The sequence below is a fragment of the Rufibacter sp. DG15C genome (assembly GCF_001577755.1).
Lineage (GTDB): Bacteria > Bacteroidota > Bacteroidia > Cytophagales > Hymenobacteraceae > Nibribacter.
Genome location: NZ_CP010776.1, coordinates 579,753 through 597,122, shown reverse-complemented (window position 1 = coordinate 597,122; position 17,370 = coordinate 579,753). Strand labels below are relative to the sequence as shown.

11 protein-coding genes are annotated in these 17,370 nt (G+C 49.5%); 6 read left to right on the top strand and 5 right to left on the bottom strand.

Annotation, left to right across the window (positions count from 1 at the left end; translation table 11 throughout):
* Positions 1 to 65: 65 nt before the first annotated feature.
* Entirely contained in the window at positions 66 to 1,994 is a 1,929-nt protein-coding gene (locus tag TH61_RS02610; protein WP_157600507.1) for a hypothetical protein, read from the top strand.
* A 121-nt stretch (positions 1,995 to 2,115) separates the two neighbouring features.
* On the opposite strand, the gene trxA is transcribed toward TH61_RS02610, so the two are convergent.
* A complete protein-coding gene (trxA, locus tag TH61_RS02605; protein ID WP_066505504.1) occupies positions 2,116 to 2,442 on the bottom strand; it encodes a thioredoxin in 327 nt (108 codons plus the stop codon).
* 401 nt (positions 2,443 to 2,843) lie between these two features.
* On the opposite strand from trxA, the gene TH61_RS02600 reads away from it, so the two are divergent.
* From TH61_RS02600 to TH61_RS02590, 3 genes are all read left to right on the top strand, one after another.
* Positions 2,844 to 4,328, top strand: coding sequence for a M48 family metallopeptidase (locus tag TH61_RS02600; protein WP_066505503.1), 1,485 nt, complete (start codon positions 2,844 to 2,846; stop codon positions 4,326 to 4,328).
* A gap of 26 nt (positions 4,329 to 4,354) precedes the next feature.
* Entirely contained in the window at positions 4,355 to 5,929 is a 1,575-nt protein-coding gene (locus TH61_RS02595) for a DUF6770 family protein (RefSeq protein WP_066505501.1), read from the top strand.
* Positions 5,930 to 6,378: 449 nt separating this feature from the next.
* The gene (locus TH61_RS02590) at positions 6,379 to 6,984 is read left to right on the top strand and encodes a hypothetical protein (RefSeq protein WP_231862288.1); all 606 of its coding nucleotides are present in this window, start codon (positions 6,379 to 6,381) and stop codon (positions 6,982 to 6,984) included.
* 269 nt (positions 6,985 to 7,253) lie between these two features.
* On the opposite strand, the gene dnaE is transcribed toward TH61_RS02590, so the two are convergent.
* Entirely contained in the window at positions 7,254 to 10,889 is a 3,636-nt protein-coding gene (dnaE, locus tag TH61_RS02585) for a DNA polymerase III subunit alpha (RefSeq protein WP_066505495.1), read from the bottom strand.
* 292 nt (positions 10,890 to 11,181) lie between these two features.
* Between dnaE and TH61_RS02580 the strand changes: the two genes are divergently transcribed.
* Positions 11,182 to 11,487, top strand: coding sequence for a DUF3817 domain-containing protein (locus TH61_RS02580; RefSeq protein ID WP_066505493.1), 306 nt, complete (start codon positions 11,182 to 11,184; stop codon positions 11,485 to 11,487).
* 71 nt (positions 11,488 to 11,558) lie between these two features.
* Here TH61_RS02580 and TH61_RS02575 read toward each other — a convergent pair whose 3' ends face one another.
* On the bottom strand, positions 11,559 to 12,401 hold the full coding sequence (locus tag TH61_RS02575; RefSeq protein WP_231862287.1) for a cyanophycinase: 843 nt from the start codon (positions 12,399 to 12,401) through the stop codon (positions 11,559 to 11,561).
* A gap of 318 nt (positions 12,402 to 12,719) precedes the next feature.
* On the opposite strand from TH61_RS02575, the gene TH61_RS02570 reads away from it, so the two are divergent.
* Positions 12,720 to 14,063 carry an MFS transporter gene (locus TH61_RS02570; protein WP_066505489.1) on the top strand — a complete coding sequence of 448 codons (1,344 nt, stop codon included), beginning with the start codon at positions 12,720 to 12,722 and terminating at the stop codon, positions 14,061 to 14,063.
* Positions 14,064 to 14,158: 95 nt separating this feature from the next.
* Here the strand turns inward: TH61_RS02570 and TH61_RS02565 are convergent, their stop codons facing one another.
* Together TH61_RS02565 and TH61_RS02560 are read right to left on the bottom strand one after the other, a co-directional pair.
* Entirely contained in the window at positions 14,159 to 16,435 is a 2,277-nt protein-coding gene (locus tag TH61_RS02565) for a LysM peptidoglycan-binding domain-containing protein (RefSeq protein WP_071887885.1), read from the bottom strand.
* Positions 16,436 to 16,632: 197 nt separating this feature from the next.
* Positions 16,633 to 17,277, bottom strand: coding sequence for an O-methyltransferase (locus TH61_RS02560; protein ID WP_066505486.1), 645 nt, complete (start codon positions 17,275 to 17,277; stop codon positions 16,633 to 16,635).
* Positions 17,278 to 17,370 lie beyond the last annotated feature (93 nt).

Sequence of the window (17,370 nt, the reverse complement as noted above, 5' to 3'; positions counted from 1 at the left end):
ACCTTTGCAGAAGATACGAGAAGGGGAGCCCTCTGCGTTAGAGGGAGAAGACGCAACCGCATTACATGAGAGCAACACTACTAACTAAAGTCTTTTTCTGGGTAACGCTGTGCTGTGCCGCCACTGTGGCGCAGGGGCAGGACATGATTGAAACCCGCCTGGGATACAACTACCTGGACAAGTTTGAATTCTCTGATGAGTGGCAGTACCTCACCACAGACATGTACCTGCTCAACGCGGGCCAGTTCACCAAGGTCATCAATGAACTAGAGCAGGGCACCACCAAAGCCCGCAAGCGCGACTACATCAACCTGGAGTCGTTGTTCATTTCGGCGCAGCTCAAGAATGCCAAGCTGTTTGGGCAACAGCCCATTGTGTACCCGCTGTTCAACTTCGCCATTGACAACTCCAAGAAGGAGTACACTACGCATATTTCTGACCACCTGGATGCCATCAGAATCATAGATAAACTACCGTTGGCCGCCGACGAGCGAAACATTGACGCGGTGGTGGAGGCCAAGCTGTTCACCTCAGACAGCCGCGAAGTCTTCTTTAACATCATCGCCAACCAGCTCACCAACATCGGGTCTTTGGCCACGCCCCAGACGGCCATGCTGTCTCTGGTAGGCGAGTTCGGGAATCTAATACGCAACTCCGCCAAGCGCCAGGAATACAAGTTCAGCTCCACGATTAGGCTGTACGAGGGCCAGAACTTTGACACGCGGCTGCATTCGGTAAGGGTATATGTGTTTGTGCCGTCCTTCGCCAAAGTGCCTGCCTTGCGAACCGCCCGGTTGACTGAGCTATTAAGCAACAGTCCACAGGGATTTGAGAAGCAGAAGCTGGAGGCGGCAATGAACTTCAAGGACTATCCGGTGCTGGTGGTGGCCAATTACAAGTCACTGTACAAGATGGACGCCCTGACCGGGAGTGAGATTTCCTCAGAGACCATTGAGCGCCGCCGCGTGCGCATTGAGCAGGCCTACAGCGCCGGCCTGGTGAACGACGATGCCTACAAGCAGGAGAAATTCTTCGTGGAGTATCTGCGCAACTTCGCCGACCTGAAGCAGAACCTGAACAGCTACCGCCTTAACTACAAGAACAACAGCCCCGAGGCCAACGCCAAGACGCTGTTCGCGGTGATACAGGATTATAAGCGCCTGAAAACGCTGGCCCGTCAGCGCGACAACGAGTTCGCCCGCAACAGCACCTACCAGCGCATCTTCAAAGGCGAATACCAATCCATCCTGGCCTCTGCCGACGGGTACATGGAAACCGACCATAACCTCAAGAACGGCAAAGAACTGGTGAACACCCTGGTGGAACTAGACCAGGAGCAAAGCAAACCCTTCACCGTGGCCCAGCGCGAGTTCTACCTGAACAAGCTGTACTCCGTAGAGATGCCAAGCCCCGAATTCCTGGCCACCACTCTGGAAGGAGAGGCCTTCACGCGACAAGTAAACCGCTTGGAAAGCGCACAGTACAATGACCTGTTCGCCAAAGAGGTGAGCCGCCTGCGCGAGGCCACGCCTACGGAGGAGACCCTGACCCAGCGCAACGCCTTGCTGGAGAAATCCACCACCACCAAATGCCGCACTTGCCGCGAAGACGTGAAGCAGTCGGTACGCGTCTTCAACCAACGCCTGGAAGAGCAGCAATTGGAGAAGGAGCGCGCCAGACGCTTAGACCTGGGTCTGCAAGTGGAGCGCAAGGTCATTTCTTGGCTCAAGCAAGACGCCTGCATGGAAAACGCCTTTAAGACCCAGTTTCCCACAGACACCTTGCCGGCCCACATCCAAAAGCTGCGCGAGAAGAAAGAAGAGCTGAAACGCGAGATAGCCGAACTGGAAGGCATCCAGAAAACCCCGCCCACCGATGAGAAGTCTGACCTCCTCAAAGAGCACAACCAACGCCTGGCCGGCCGCTTAAAATTGCTGGAACAGGGCTACGCCGATATCTGTACCGCTGAGAAAAGCCTTTGTGGCTGCGAGTAGTGAAACAGATTCAAACCTATAATTGCCGTTTTCGGGCTATTTTCTGGAAAACAGGCCAAAAGCAAAGAAGCCGCTCCTTGTACAGGAGCGGCTTCTTTCATTCTAAAATAGCTAGGCTAGCTTAGGCTAATTGGCCATCTAGTTTCTGAGCCAAAACGTTCTTCGGAACGGCGCCCACTTGCTTGTCTACTACCTGTCCGTTTTTGAAAACCAGAAGCGTAGGAATGCTGCGGATACCGAACTTAGCAGACGTCTGCGGGTTGGCGTCCACGTCCACTTTCCCAATGATTACGCGGCCTTCATAGTCGCCGGCCAGTTCCTCTACTACGGGTCCTACCATGCGGCAAGGTCCGCACCATTCTGCCCAGAAGTCTACCAGGACAGGTTTATCTGAATTGATGATCTCCTCAAAGTTAGCGTCGGTGATCTCGATTGCTTTATTTCCCATGATTGTCTTTTTATAAATCGGTGTATGGTAAATGTCTCAGTTCAAATATAGAACCATTTCTTGTTTATCTATCAAAACTGCGTGGCCTCTGCCAGTTTTACCAGTTTTCTGCATGATACCGTTTTTGGCCTATTTTCCAGAAAACAGCCTAAAAACGCTTTCCTATCTACTGATTCCTGTTCAAAAAGGTTGGATGCGGCTAGAGGTTGGTTCATGACAGTTTGTCCTTTAATCTGCTGGCTTCGGCTTTTAATTTATTATAATGACTACCAGATGGATAAACTTCCATATTCTATGCTGCCTCTTTTCTGAACCCTACTTTACCATAAATTTATTTTAGAGGGAGCTAATAACAATCCAAAGGAATTGTGATAATTTTAAGAGATAAAAATCACAAAATCATGTTGGCTGTTTTGGTAGGGGCTACGCGTAAAGGTTGGCGCTCAGGTATATTTCTGTTTCTATTGTTGGGTTTGTCTGTAGTGGGTTCAGCACAGACAAAGGTGTATTTCCCATTTTATTCTCCAGATACTGTACAATTGCACACCTTGGCCTTGACGCAAAAGGCAGGTGTCAAAACTTCCATGCCACTGCCCAAGAGCAGCTCGGTTACCTACCGTAATCATTTCAAAAGGATTGTAGATGAGAGTGCTGCCTATGCTTACAATAGAGTAAGGTACTCTGCGCTGTTAGATGAAGAACTGAATCCTTTTATCCAGAATATTTACCAGCGTATTGTTAAGAATAATCCAGGACTACCCGCATCTCAATTGATTCTTTCTAAAAGCCCAATAGAAAATGCGTTTGCCCTGTCTAACGGAACCATTGTCTTCAATGTGGGTTTGCTGGCGCGTTTAGAGAATGAAAGCCAAGTGGCGTTTGTGATTAGCCATGAGTTGGCGCACGTGTATTTTCAACACATGCAAACGGGAATAAAGCAAACCCTAGATGCCTTATATGACAAAGAGCACCAAAAAGAGGTCCGCCAGATTGTAAGGCAGGTATACAACACTCATTCTAAACTAGAAAACCTGGCCCTAAAGTTCTCCATGAACAACAACTTCCATCGGCGCGGGCATGAGAAGCAAGCAGATTCTCTGGCATTTACCATGCTCTTGAAAACTGATTTTGACCCGGCGCAGGCATACACCGCTCTACAGTTGATGGACAAAATGGACGCCCCAGCCAACCAGCGTCCGTTAGAATTAAATAGCTGGTTTAGCTGCCAGAGTTTTCAATTGCCACCCTCTGAAAAACAAAAGCCGAAATCCATTTTTGCGGTCATCCCTGAGGTGAAGGACTATGAGATGAGTGACACCCTGAAAACGCATCCAGACTGTAAAAAGCGGATGGGGTACATAAAGGAGTTGGCGCTGCGTACTAGCATTACAACTGAATTTGCCACCCATATTTCCCAAGAATTAAGTGCTTTACAGCTAAATTGTAACCGTGAGATTGTACAGAGCTGGTTTGATATGCAGCGGTATGACTATGCGCTTTACCAGGCTCTCTTGCAATTAAACGCCTCGCCTAATGATGACTACTTACAGGCTATGGTCATGTTGTGTCTACACCAATTCAAGGACCACTTTGAGCGGCACCAATTTGCAGATGTAGTGTCTAATGTCTCTGATGAGCAACCCAACAATTTAAAAGAGTTGTTGCAATTCCTGCACTTGCTCAACCTATCTGATTTTAAAGGACTGAGCAGTTGTTATCAACAGAAGGCGCCAATAAAAAGCCAGGGAAATGAGTATGCCTTGTTGGCCCAGTATGCGTGGGCCATTCTGCAGAATGATGTTAGCAAAGCTACAGAAGCGCAAGCTGCTTATTATACACAGTATAAAAACGGAAGATTCAAAAAATATTTTATACCTAAACTTTAATAAAAACTATTCCACAACCGCCCTTTATGAAACACTTATTACGCGCGCTTACTTTCAGCTTGTCTTTACTTTCTGCCACGGCGGGGTTTAGTCAATCCTATTCTATGGAGGGCTTTACCAACATGCCCAAAAACGCATTAACTCCCATTTATGATAGCCATGTAGTACGTGGCTATACCATGTATTACAAAGCAGACAAGGCTGCTAGAAACCTAGATAACTATGGGATCGACTTCTTTGACCAAGATTTGAACAAGGTGAAAAGCGTAACCCTGCAAAAAGCCCGCAACAGCCATTTTCTTTTAGAAAACGGGTTTAACGGCAATACCTTTGGCTTTTATTTCTATAACCTAAAAGAAAATAAGGTTGAGTTAGAGACGTATGATGCAGGACTTAATAAAATTGCCAGCAAACAGATAGACAACGTTTCTAAGTTAGACAGAATGATGATTGGGCAAGACATGGCTTCTACCACAGAGGAGTCAAATCACCCAATGGCTGGCTTTAATTTATATCCGGTACCTAACAAAGGATTTATCAGGAATCGTTATACCGGTATGGTGCAACAAGGTTTTGCGCTGGAGATGTATGACAACAACCTTAACCTAAAATGGCAATATGAGACTGATAAGAAAGAAAAGGACAATCTTTCTGTCATGGTAAATGAGGTTACTGAGAAATACCTAGTGGCTACCATTGCCCGTAAGTCTGGGATGATGTCTCAGAAAATGACCTTTTTCATAGCGGCCTTTGACATTGAGACTGGTAAGAAACTATTTGAGAAACTTGTGGAGGCGTCAGCCACAGAACAGCTTTCTATGAGTTCAGTCAACTATGACAAAACCAAAGATGAATTCTTAGTGGTAGGTGAATATTATCGTTTAAAAGACAAACCTTTTGTGAACACCAGCATGGGCTTCTTTGTAAAGCGTTTCTCGCCTCAGGGAGAACAGAAAGTTGCAAAGTTCTATGCTTGGGACAATGAAGTGCGTTCACTGTTGCCGGCTGCAGCCAAAGCTAGCCTAGCAGAAAACTATGTCAATTACATTCACCGCGTATTTAGAGGAGGAGATGGAAACTTGTACCTAGTGGCTGAGCAATACAAGATTGCCGGCAGAGGAGCCAGTATTGCCACCTCAGCCTTACTGGGTGTAACCACTGTGCACGGCGTGGTGGGCAATATGCTTATCTTCGGGATTGATGCTGATTACAAATTGAAACAGGTAGAGTTTTTCGCCAAAGACAAATCTAAGGTGTTTCTACCTTCTGGAGCTGAGATGATGAGCGCCGGTATTCTGGGCCACATGATCAAGCTGTATAGTGGCTTTGACTATCAATTTACGCAAGTGAGTGAAGACGCCTCTTCCTTTAGCGTGGCCTATTTTAACTTTGATAAAGAGAAAGGTGAAAAGACCAAGAAAATGTTGATGAACGCGGTGCAGACGCCTGCCAAGAAGTTTACTGTTGATCAACTAGATGTTACGTCTACTAAAGCTTCTCACTGCTATATCTACCCAGCCAAACCTGGGTATAATATGGTGGTGGACATACAGAGCAAGGAAAAGAAAATGGAAATGAAGTTGGTGAAACTAGCGAACTAAGCAGATCCTTTAAACTAAAAAGCAGGCCTGATTGCTCAGGCCTGCTTTTTAGTTTAAAGGATTTTATAAGTATTTCATACACAGCATTCTTATGCTGTGTATGAAATACTTATAAAAAAACTTGGCTTTTCTAGTAAAAGAGGTGGAAGCCAACTTAAACCGGAAAAGCCAAGAACCCGAAGGTTTGACACAAAGGTAAGCGTTTCTTAGGGAAGGGACAACGAAGAAGAGAATAAATTAGCTAGAAGAGTGATTGTGGAAAATGTAATTTGTTTGATTATCAGCTCTTTTAATCCTAATATTTAATATCTTTAGAGGTAGTATATGTTTGTTCCTGCTATTTAGCAATCCTAGTTTATATGAAAAGAAATCTAATAAAATTCTGTTCGCTGTTTTTTGTGCTTTGGATAATAAGTACACATGTAAAGGGGCAAGTAAAGGGTATGATCGTGTCCTCTAACTTAAAGGATGCAAACTATAACGGCAATTCTTTCACTGGGGTGGGAGGGTCGCCTTTTCTGTCTGACAAATGGGCTTCTGGAAAAGTTAAGCTAGCCGATGGCAGCAACTACACCGATTTGAAATTGAAGTATAACGTAGAAAACAACCAGGTTTTCTTGTTGACTGACAATAACGAAGTAAAAACCTTTCAATTCCCTGTTACAGAATTCACTTTGAGCCAAGGGGCTAATGAGGAGAAGGGGCAAGAGCGAGTTTTTAGAAATGGTTTCCCTAGCATAGATGATGCAAATGCAGAGACATATTATGAAGTGCTTGCTGATGGAAATACCAAGTTACTGAAACGGACTTTCAAAACCATTGTGGCAGAACGATCCCCAAGCGCTACTACTCCTACTAATGTATTCAAAACAAAAGAAAAATATTATGTTTTGAGAGATGGCGAAATGGTAAATACCAGAACTGTAAAAAAATCTGTCCTTACAACTCTAAGCAATAAGGCGGTTGAAATAGAGAAATATATGCAACTGCAAAAAATTAATATGCTAGATGAGAAAGCACTTGCAAAAATTGTCACTTATTACAATAGCTTGTAAGTCTTGAATTGCTATGCAGTGTGATTACTGCCTATGTAGTTAAATCTATCTAATCAAATTTGTTGAGTGGTTTAGCATTAGGTAGTCGGAATAGCTCTAATATCTTGCTATAAGAAGCCATAAAATTCATGACTTAGAATAATAAGTTAGTAAACAGATAAATAGCTACTGCTTATTACTTAAAACAATAAACCCTAGGTGAGGATAGCTCACCTAGGGTTTATTGTTTTAAGTAATGCTAGACAAACGAAATGGCTATTAGCTAAAGATTAAATCAACTGACACGTCGCCACTTCCAAGTCCTTCACGTTCTGCAGGAACACCTTCGGGTCAATTCTATACTTTCTAGAGAACAACTCTACCGCCAACCTCTCCCCCGGTTCCGTCAAGACCAGCTCCAATTTCTTTTGGCCGGGGCTGTTGACGGCGGCTTCTTCCAGACGGTCAATGAGCATGGCGTTTATGTTGCGGATGTCGATGTCCATGCGCACACCTTTGCTCATTTTCTCGGCTACATCGCTGAGCAGTTGCATGGAGAGCGGTTTCAACTCCCACTGGTCCTCAGACTTGTAGCGCAGGGTTACTTTGGCCCGAATGAACAGGTACATACCCTCTTTCACATAAGAAGAGAACTTTACGAAGTCCTCACCGAACAAAGCCAACCCCATGGTGTTGTCATAGTCTTCCAGGGAGAAGAGTAGGAACGGGTTGCCGTTTTTACCGGTGCGCATGACCACGTTGCTGATGATACCGGCCACGTTTACGTCACGGCCTTTGAATTCCTCAATGCGGTCCAGGCTACAGGTGCAGTACGAGTCAATCTCCAACTTGAATTGGTCCAGCGGATGGCCCGACAGGTAGAAACCAATCACTTCTTTCTCACGGCGAAGCATCTCGGTCAAAGACCAGGGCTGAACATCAGGCACCTTCGGCAACGGCATGTCCACGGCTCCGCCACCACCGAACAGCGACTGCTGGGCGGCGCTTTTCTCGGCCTGAAACTGGTTCCCGAAACGGACGGCCTTCTCCAGTAGGTTAATGGTTTCGCCGGGAGGGGTTTCTATGTACTGGGCGCGGTGGTAGCGTTCAAACGAGTCAAATGCGCCGGCTTGGGCTAGGCTTTCAAAGGTTTTCTTGTTCACGGCGCGCAGGTTCACGCGTTTGGCGAAGTCAAAGACATCGGTGTACGGGCCGGTTTTCTCGCGCTCTTCAATGATGGCTTCCACGGCGGCCTCGCCGGTGCCTTTCACGGCGCCCATCCCGAAACGGATTTGCCCCTGCTGGTTCACATTGAACTGGTGGATGGATTCGTTTACGTCGGGGCCCAGCACCTGAATCTGCTGTTTGCGCGCTTCCTCAATAAAGAACGTCACCTTCTTGATGTCGTTCATGTTGTGGGTGAGCACGGCGGCCATGTATTCTGCCGGGTAATGCGCTTTGAGGTAACCGGTCTGGTAAGCCACTACCGAGTAGGCGGCGGAGTGCGAGCGGTTGAAGCCGTACTGCGCAAACTTCTCCATCACGTCAAATACCTCAGAAGCCTGCTTGGCTGGAATGCCATGAATTTCCTTGGCCCCAGCCACGAATTTCTCGCGTTCCTGGGCCATTTTCTTCATGTCCTTCTTACCCATCGCCCGGCGGAGCAAATCGGCACCACCCAGTGAGTAGCCCGCCAATACCTGCGCTGTCTGCATAATCTGCTCCTGGTACACCATGATACCGTAGGTGTTCTTCAGGAGCGGCTCCAGCAAGATGTGCGGGTATTCCACTTCTTCACGACCTTGTTTCCGGTTAATGAAGTTCGGGATGAACTGCATCGGGCCCGGACGGTACAAGGCGTTCATGGCAATCAAGTCTTCAATGTTGGTGGGCTTCAGGTCTTTGAGGTACATGCGCATGCCCTCGGACTCGAACTGGAACGTGCCGATGGTGTCGCCGCGCTGGTAGAGGGCGTAGGTTTTCTCGTCATCCAGCGGAATGTTGTCGATGTCAATCTCCACCCCATGGTTGCGCTTAATCAAAGCCATGGCGTCTTTGAGGATGGACAGGGTTTTCAGGCCCAAAAAGTCCATCTTCAGCATGCCCGCACTCTCAATCACCTTCCCGTCAAACTGCGTCACCAACAGGTCTGAGTCCTTGGAGGTAGACACCGGAATGTAATTGGTGATGTCATCTGGCGCAATAATCACGCCCGCCGCGTGAATACCGGTGTTACGCACCGAACCTTCCAACTTTTCGGCTAGTTTCAAAACTTTAGCGCGCAGGTCGTTGCCATCTCTGATAGAAGCCAGTTCCGGCGATTCAATAAACGCCTTGGCCAGCGTAGTGCCGGGCACCTCAGGCACCATTTTGGCCAGTTCGTTGGCCTCAGACAAAGGCAAGTCCATAGCGCGGGCCACGTCTTTGATAGAAGATTTGGCGGCCATGGTACCGAAGGTGATGATTTGGGCCACCTGCGTCTTGCCGTATTTGTCTACCACATAGTCTATCACGCGCTGGCGGTTCACGTCATCAAAGTCAATATCAATATCGGGCATGGACACCCGCTCAGGGTTCAGGAAACGCTCAAACAGCAGGGCGTACTTGATGGGGTCAATGTTGGTGATACCCACGCAGTAGGCCACGGCAGAACCCGCCGCTGAACCCCGGCCCGGACCAACGGCTACGCCCATGCTTCGGCCTTTGTTGATGAAATCCTGGGTTATAAGGAAGTAACCCGCAAAACCCATGGTCTCAATGATGCCCAGCTCGTAGTTCAGGCGTTCCTTAACTTCTGCGGTAATCTCATGGTATCGCTTCTTGGCTCCTTCAAAGGTCAAGTGACGCAAAAACAAATCTGCCGTAGGGTGCTCCGGAGGGAGCGGGAAGTTGGGCAACAGAATGTCGCGCTGAAGCTTGGGCGGCGTAATCTTGTCTACAATCTCATTGGTGTTGTCCACTGCAAAGGGCACGTCCGCAAACAGCTGGTTCATTTCAGCTTGTGACTTAAAGAAGAACTGGTCGTTCGGGAACCCAAAACGGTCCTGCGGACGCGGTTTCTGTTGTTCTTCCTCAATGCGGTAGAGCATCCGGCGCACGTTCTCGTCGTGGCCGTAAGAGTTTCTAATGTTAGTTAGGGTATCATAAATCACCTCACCGCTACCCGACATCATCCTGAAGTACTGCGTCTGGAAATCGCCTACCGGTACGCTTTCCTGCTCACCAGTGTTCACACACAACAGAATGTCATGCGCGTTCCAGTCGGTCTGCTCTACGTAGTGAGAGTCATTGGTACAGATAACCTTGACGTTGTACTTGATGGCAAATTTGAGCAACACCTGGTTTACGTCTTCCTGAGACAGGCCGGTGTTGTCAATGTTCATGAGCCCATGCCGCTGAATCTCAATGTAGTAGTCATCGCCGAACAAATCCAGCCACCATTTCAGGAGTTTCTCAGCCTCTTCCTCGCCTTTCCAGAGAATGGCCTGGGGCAGTTCGGCACCAATACAGCAGGAGGTGGCGATAAGACCTTTGTGGTATTTGACCAGCAGTTCCTTGTCAATGCGGGGCCATTTGCTGTATAAGCCGTCAATGTAAGAGTAGGAGCAGAGCTTGGCCAGGTTCTGGTAGCCTTCCTGGTCTTTGGCCAAGAGCAACTGGTGGTGACGTACGTCTTTCTGTTCTTTGGTGAACGTCTTTTGGTGACGGTCATTTACCAGGTAGAACTCGCAGCCCACAATGGGTTTCACGTTGTACTTATTGGCCTCGGCCACAAAGTTGAACGCCCCAAACATATTGCCGTGGTCGGTCATGGCGACGGCTTTCATGCCATCGGCCTGCGCCTTTTTCATGAGTCCGCTGATGCTGGCGGCCCCGTCTAGCAACGAGTATTGGGTATGGGTATGGAGGTGGGAAAAATCTGGCACGACAGGGTAATTAGAAATTAGAAATTATGAGTTAGAAATGACCGCAAAGCCACCTCTAAAACCCGCCGGAGCGGACTACGAAGATACAAAGAAAACACCGGAAGCTTGGGTAAAAGTTGCTCTATGGGTGCATCGTTTTTGGCCTGTTTTCTGGAAAGGAGGCCAAAAACGATGGGGCTGAAAATTAGTAGGAATTAAGCGGGAGAGAATAAGATTTGAGAAGGGAAATCGTTTGGGGAAAGGGATGATTACCGGCGCGTGATGTACCTTTGTGATTCAATCTTACACAGTTATGGCTCTTTCGTTTTCTACTACCCTTGACCGCTTTAGGTCTATCGCTATCATAGAAGGTATCTCATTCTTGTTGTTATTGATCATCGCCATGCCCATGAAGTACATGATGGGTATTCCTGAGCCCGTAAAATACATGGGCTGGGCGCACGGCGTGTTGTTTGTGCTGTTTGTGGCCTTACTGCTTCAGGTTTGGATACAGTATAAATGGTCTTTCTGGAAAGTGACCTTGGCGTTCATCTCTTCGCTGGTTCCATTTGGGACGTTCTGGATGGACAAACGTATTGCCCGCGACGAGGTGCAGTAAGTTTTAGGACAATATTTAAAAAGCCGTTTTTGGCCTGATTTCCGGAAATCAGGCCAAAAACGGCTTTTCTGTTATACTACTTGGGTGCGGTTGTATGTGGGGATGAGGTATTCGTCCTTATCGCCTAGCAGATGGACGCGCAAGCCTTTGGCCGTGAAGGGTTGGCCGTTCTCAATGTCAAAGATGTTGGTTTCGGTCATGCCCATGCCGTCCACAATGGTGATGAGACCGCTGCCTACCACTTCCACCTTGCCCCCTTCGGTGACCAGGATGGCGGTGTCTTCTTCCAGCCCAATGCCGATGCACTCTGGGTTGGTGGCAATGGCCTGGGTCATGCGCACAATGCGGCCGCGGGTCAGGAAGTGCGTGTCAATGGCCACGTTCTTGATGAACTCCAGCCCAGTTGTCATGCGCACATCGCCTTTAATGTACCCACCATCCGACTCGCCCTCAAAAATCATGGGCGTGGACATGGCCGCCGCCCCGGCGCTGGTGCCGGCAATGATGATGTTTTCGCGCATGTAGCGTTCTTTGAGCCGGTTCAGAATCTCGGTGCCGCCGTAAATGGCCGTGAGCCGAAGCTGGTCGCCGCCCGTGAACATGAAGCCGTCTCCTTTGTCTATCATCTTCAGAAACTCAGGGTTGTAGACATCAGCCCTGGTTCTAACGTCCATCACCAGCAGGTGGTGCACGCCCAGATCTGTGAAGAGTTTGACGTAGTCTTGGGCAGATTCGTCGGGTTCATTAGAGGCGGTGGGGATGACCACTACGGTGGGGTTGTCTCCTTTTAGCTCATGTACAAAGCGCTTGAGAATCTGCTCGCTAATAAAGTTGATGTTCTTGTCCTTGCCTTCGGCTTTGTCAGCGCCTTTGTTTTCTTTGCCGCCAATGGCCAGAATTTTTCCCTTGGGCAAGGGGCCTCTGATAGGTTTAGGAGATGCTTTCGGTTTTTTAGACGATGTAGTCATGTTTGCATAATCTGGATGAATAGATACAAAACATTGGATAAACTATTTTCTGAAACGGATACACAGGCACCAAAGCAGAAGGCACAACAGCCCTCAACGCATTGTTGGTGGTTGGTGTCAATACGCGCGCCTTGGGCTTGGGTTGAAAATCATACATAAAGTGTAAGCTCAGGTGCCTTTCAGGAGGAGTAAAGTATCCTGTTTTTTCTACCCTTGGCCACGGCGGGTACGTACACCTTTCTGGCGTATTCCGCTACTTAGATTATGGCAGAAAGTATCTCTTCCACGCAGCCTTCCAGACTGGCTGGCATGTTCAGGGCCTTGCAATACCGCAACTACCGCTTGTTTTTTGCCGGGCAGAGCGTCTCTTTGATTGGAACCTGGATGCAGCAGGTGGCCATGAGTTGGCTGGTGTACCGCCTCACAGATTCTGTCTTTCTGCTGGGTATGGTCAGTTTTGCCAACCAGATTCCGTCGTTTGTGCTGGGTCCGTTTGCCGGCGTCATTTCTGATAGGTTCAACCGCCACCGCGTACTCTTGGTCACTCAGTTTCTGTTGTTGCTGCAGGCCAGCATCCTAGCGTTTCTGGTGCTCACAGACGCCATAACCATCACGCATATTCTGCTATTGGGTGCCTTCGCCGGGATTGTGAACGCCTTTGACATGAGCGCGCGCCAATCCCTGGTCATTCAACTGGTAGACAAGCGCGAAGACGTGAGCAACGCCATCGCGCTCAACTCCTCTATGTTCAACATGGCGCGGTTGGTGGGGCCATCGGTGGCGGGGGCGCTCATTGCCGCGGTAGGGGAGGGCGTCTGTTTTCTCATCAATGCGTTGAGTTATCTGGCGGTGTTAGGTTCCTTGTTTCTTTTGCGCTTGCCAACATTCATCAAAGCAACGGAAAAGGAGAATGTGTTCCAGTCTCTGGGCGAAGGGTTTAGTTACGCCTTCGGGTTTGCGCCCATCCGGACCATTCTGCTGTTGATTGCTTCTTTGAGTTTGTTTGGGATGCCGTTTAGCGTCCTGATGCCCGTGTTTGCGCGGGACGTCTTGCACGGCGATGCCAGCACGTTGGGTCTGCTCATGGGAGCCTCGGGCGTGGGAGCCTTGTGTGCCGCTCTGTACTTGGCCGCCCGAAAAACGGTGGTGGGCTTGGGTAAGGTCATTGTGGACGCGGCGGTGCTGTTTGGGGTGGGTCTGATTTGCTTTTCCTTCTCGCAAACGCTGGTCATCTCCTTGGTTTGCATCTTCTTCACCGGGCTGGGCATGATTCTGCAGATGGCCTCCAGCAACACGCTGTTGCAAACCATTGTGGACGATGACAAGCGGGGCCGCGTGATGAGCTTCTATTCCATGGCCTTCATGGGGATGGCGCCCATTGGCAGTCTGTTGGCGGGCTGGGCAGCCGAGAAGTACGGAGTCCACTACACACTCATGACCTGCGGCATCATCGGTCTCTTGACTATTCTACCATTTGCGCTCATGCTCCCCAAACTGCGCGCCATGGTGCAACCCATCTACCAGCGCCTGGGCATATTACCAGAAATTGCCACCGGCCTGCGGTCTTCCACCCAGTTGACCACGCCGCCCCGGCAGGAAAAAGTGTAGCCCGTTTTTGGCTTGTTTCTAAGAAAATAACCTAAAAACGAATCGGCCTGGCATATTCAATTGCCAGGCCGATTCTTGGAGAGAATAAAATAGTCTTAGTTAGAAGTGGTCTTCGGTTTGATGGTCAGGTTCTCGCCTAAGGTCACGTTGAAATCTGCCTTGTTGTTCCATTCCATGATTTCCTTGATGGTCACGCCGTACTTGCGCGAAATCTGGTACATGGACTCGCCGGCGGCTACTTTGTGGGTGATAGTGCCCGTGGCGGATTTTACGGGTGCAGCCATCGGCATAACAGCGGGTGCCGGTTTGGTTTCTGAAAGGGTCACTTCTTCCTCTGCCGGTCCCACTACTACCAACTTCTGCCCGATGGACACCGGGCTGTTGTCCGTCAAGTTGTTCCACTCCAATAGGTTCTGAATGGTGACGCCATATTTTCGGGAAATGGAATACAACGTTTCGCCGGCTACTACCAAGTGCTCACGGGCGGCGACTTTGGCCTCAGTGGCGGTCATGGCTGGAGTGGCCGCTATCGCTACCGATGACGCCGGTCCTTTCAAAGACAATTCCTTGCCCACCGACAAAGGCCCGCCGGTTAACTGGTTCCAGGCCTGCAAGTTCTCCATGGACACGTTATAGAGTTTGGAGATGGAATACAGGGTCTCGCCTTTCTGCACCACGTGGAAAGAGGCATTGGACACCGGAGCCGTCGGTTTAGCCGGAGTAGCTGGGGTTGCAGTGGTAGAAGGAGTCAAGACTTCTCTGCCGTTCACCTCCGGTGATTTTACCTCAATAGGTCTTTCTGGGCGGGCTCCGTTGCCTAAGGTTTTGGTAGGGTACAACACGGCATTGGTTGTGACGGTAGTAGTGACAATCACGCTGTCCATGGTGGGTTTGGGCGCGGGCGTATTGCCAGAAATCTTGGTTGTCATGCCCACGGTGTCTTCCACCATAATGGAAATGGCACCATCCTGTGGTTTAGCCGGCGTTACGGAAGCAGCCGGGGTTTGCACGGCAGCGCTAGCGGCTGGCGTAGCCGTGGCCACTACTGGCGCCACATCCTCGTTCAAATGTCTAACCTCTACCGGAATGTTGCTTGGACGCGTCTGTTGCAGCCACAAGACTCTGCCTACCAGCAGGGCCTCGTTTCTCTTCATGCGGTTCTTGCGCAACAGGTTGCTGAGCTTGATGCCGTATTTCTGAGAGACATCATGCATGGTTTCGCCAGTACGGGCCACGTGGTACTCGGTGTCTGCCTTGGTGCGCTTGGCTTGCAGGTAATAGATGCGGCCCGGTACAATCTCGTCAAAGCTGCGCATGTCATTGTACTTCAGGAAACGGCGCGTAGACAGGTTTGCCTGCAAGGCCAGCACGTCTTTGGTGTCACCTACCTGCGCAATGATGGCTTTGAGGCCGTTGGAGTTGGTGAACTGCGCGCGGCGCTTAGAAACTTTGGCCTCCAGTTCTTCTTTAGACTCTTTGCCTGTGATGGACTCGGTTAAATCCTTCAGTTTCTGCAAAGGACCGCTTCTCTGGTTGTCCTGCGCCAATACGCCCGTGGTAGGCGTGCCGTTGAACACCGGTACCATCACGTAGTAATCCTTGTCGGCGGGCACGGTAGAGGCCAGGAGCCACTTGTTGTACTGCTCCAGTTGCCCAGCTTCTACCTGAGCGGCCATGGCAATCTCTGTCAGGCTCTGGCCCGAAGAGACTTTCATGGGCTGCAAGGCTAGGCTGGGCTTCGGGTTTCTGCCGATGGCGTTCTCATAGGCCACCTTGTGCGCCAAGAAGGTCAATAAATAGCGGTTGGTCTGCGAGGTCACATCCATTTCCTTCACCCCAATGTCTGAGGTCTTAGTAAGGGCTTTGGTGCCGGTCAAACCTTGGTAGTAGGAGAGAAGCGTGTTAAACCAGTTCTTGTAGTAGTTGTTGCTGCGGTGAAGGTACTTGGCGGCGCCTCGGCTGGACTCAATGATGTGCTTGCGCTCATCTACCTGTGAGTTCACGCGCACGCCCAACTCCGTAGCCGATGTTTCTTTGAACTGCCAAAAGCCCACGGCATTGGACGTAGACACGGCGTCAGATACCAGCCCGCTTTCCTGCAAGGCCAAATATTTAAAATCTGAGGGCAGGTTCTCTTGTTTGAAGGCCTGCTCAATGTGCGGGAAGTAGGCATCAGCCAGTTCTACCTTCTTCTGGAAGTACCCCGGGTGCTTGACCAGACCGTCCACAATCTTCTGAATCTCTACGCGCGCGTCTTCCTTAATGGTCAGGCGCATGTCTGTGAAATGGATGGTATAGGGGACAATCGGGTTTTGGGCTTGCGCCGCCAGCGTGAAAAGGCAAAGCAGAAGGAGAGGGAATAGTTTTCTCATCTTCATAAACTGGGTTAAAACGTACTTTCGCACTTGGTGAGTGAGCCTCTTGTGATACTGGAATTACATATAGCTAAATTGCTATTTAGTAAAGACTTGCAAAGCAGGCTCCTGCTACAAAGTAGGCGATTTTGGGAGGGGAAAGGAAAGAACCGGGCGCTAAAATTTTTCCACCCAGTTATCCACAACGGGAAAATTTACTTTTTGCGGGCCACCAAGATGCCGTCTCTAATAGGCAGCAGCAGGTTCTCTACGCGCGGGTCTTGGTGCACCAACTGGTTGAAATCCAGCACCATCTCGGTGTCCTTATCCAGCTTGGGCCTGAACTTCTCTACCACCTTGCCGCTCCATAACACGTTGTCTGCCAGAATGAAACCACCCGGACGCACTTTGTCCAAGACCATTTCATAGTAGAGCGCGTTGCTTTTCTTATCGGCGTCAATGAAGACCAGGTCCCAAGTTTCTTCCAAGGTTGGAATCACATTTGCGGCCTGCCCGATGTGCATCTGAATCTTCTGCTCTAGACCAGCTTGGTTGATGTAACTGCGCACCATGTCCTCCAACTCATCATTCACGTCAATGGTATGCAGGACGCCATCCTCTGCCAATCCCTCGGCCAGGCAAAGCGCCGAGTAGCCTGTGTAAGTGCCAATCTCCAGAATTCGTCTAGGCCGCATCATCTGCGACACCATGGCCAACACCCGCCCCTGCAAATGCCCTGACAGCATGCGCGGCTTCATGACGTTCAAGTGCGTCTCGCGGTTGAGACGGCGCAACAGGTCAGACTCTGGCGAGGTATGCGCCTCTGCGTAGGCTTGCAGATCGGGATCCAAAAAATCCATTTTTGGTCAATTAGAAATTAGAAATTAAAGATTAGAAATGCCCAAAAGTAGAAGTAAGAAAGGAATCGTTTTTGGCCTGTTTTGGTGAAAACA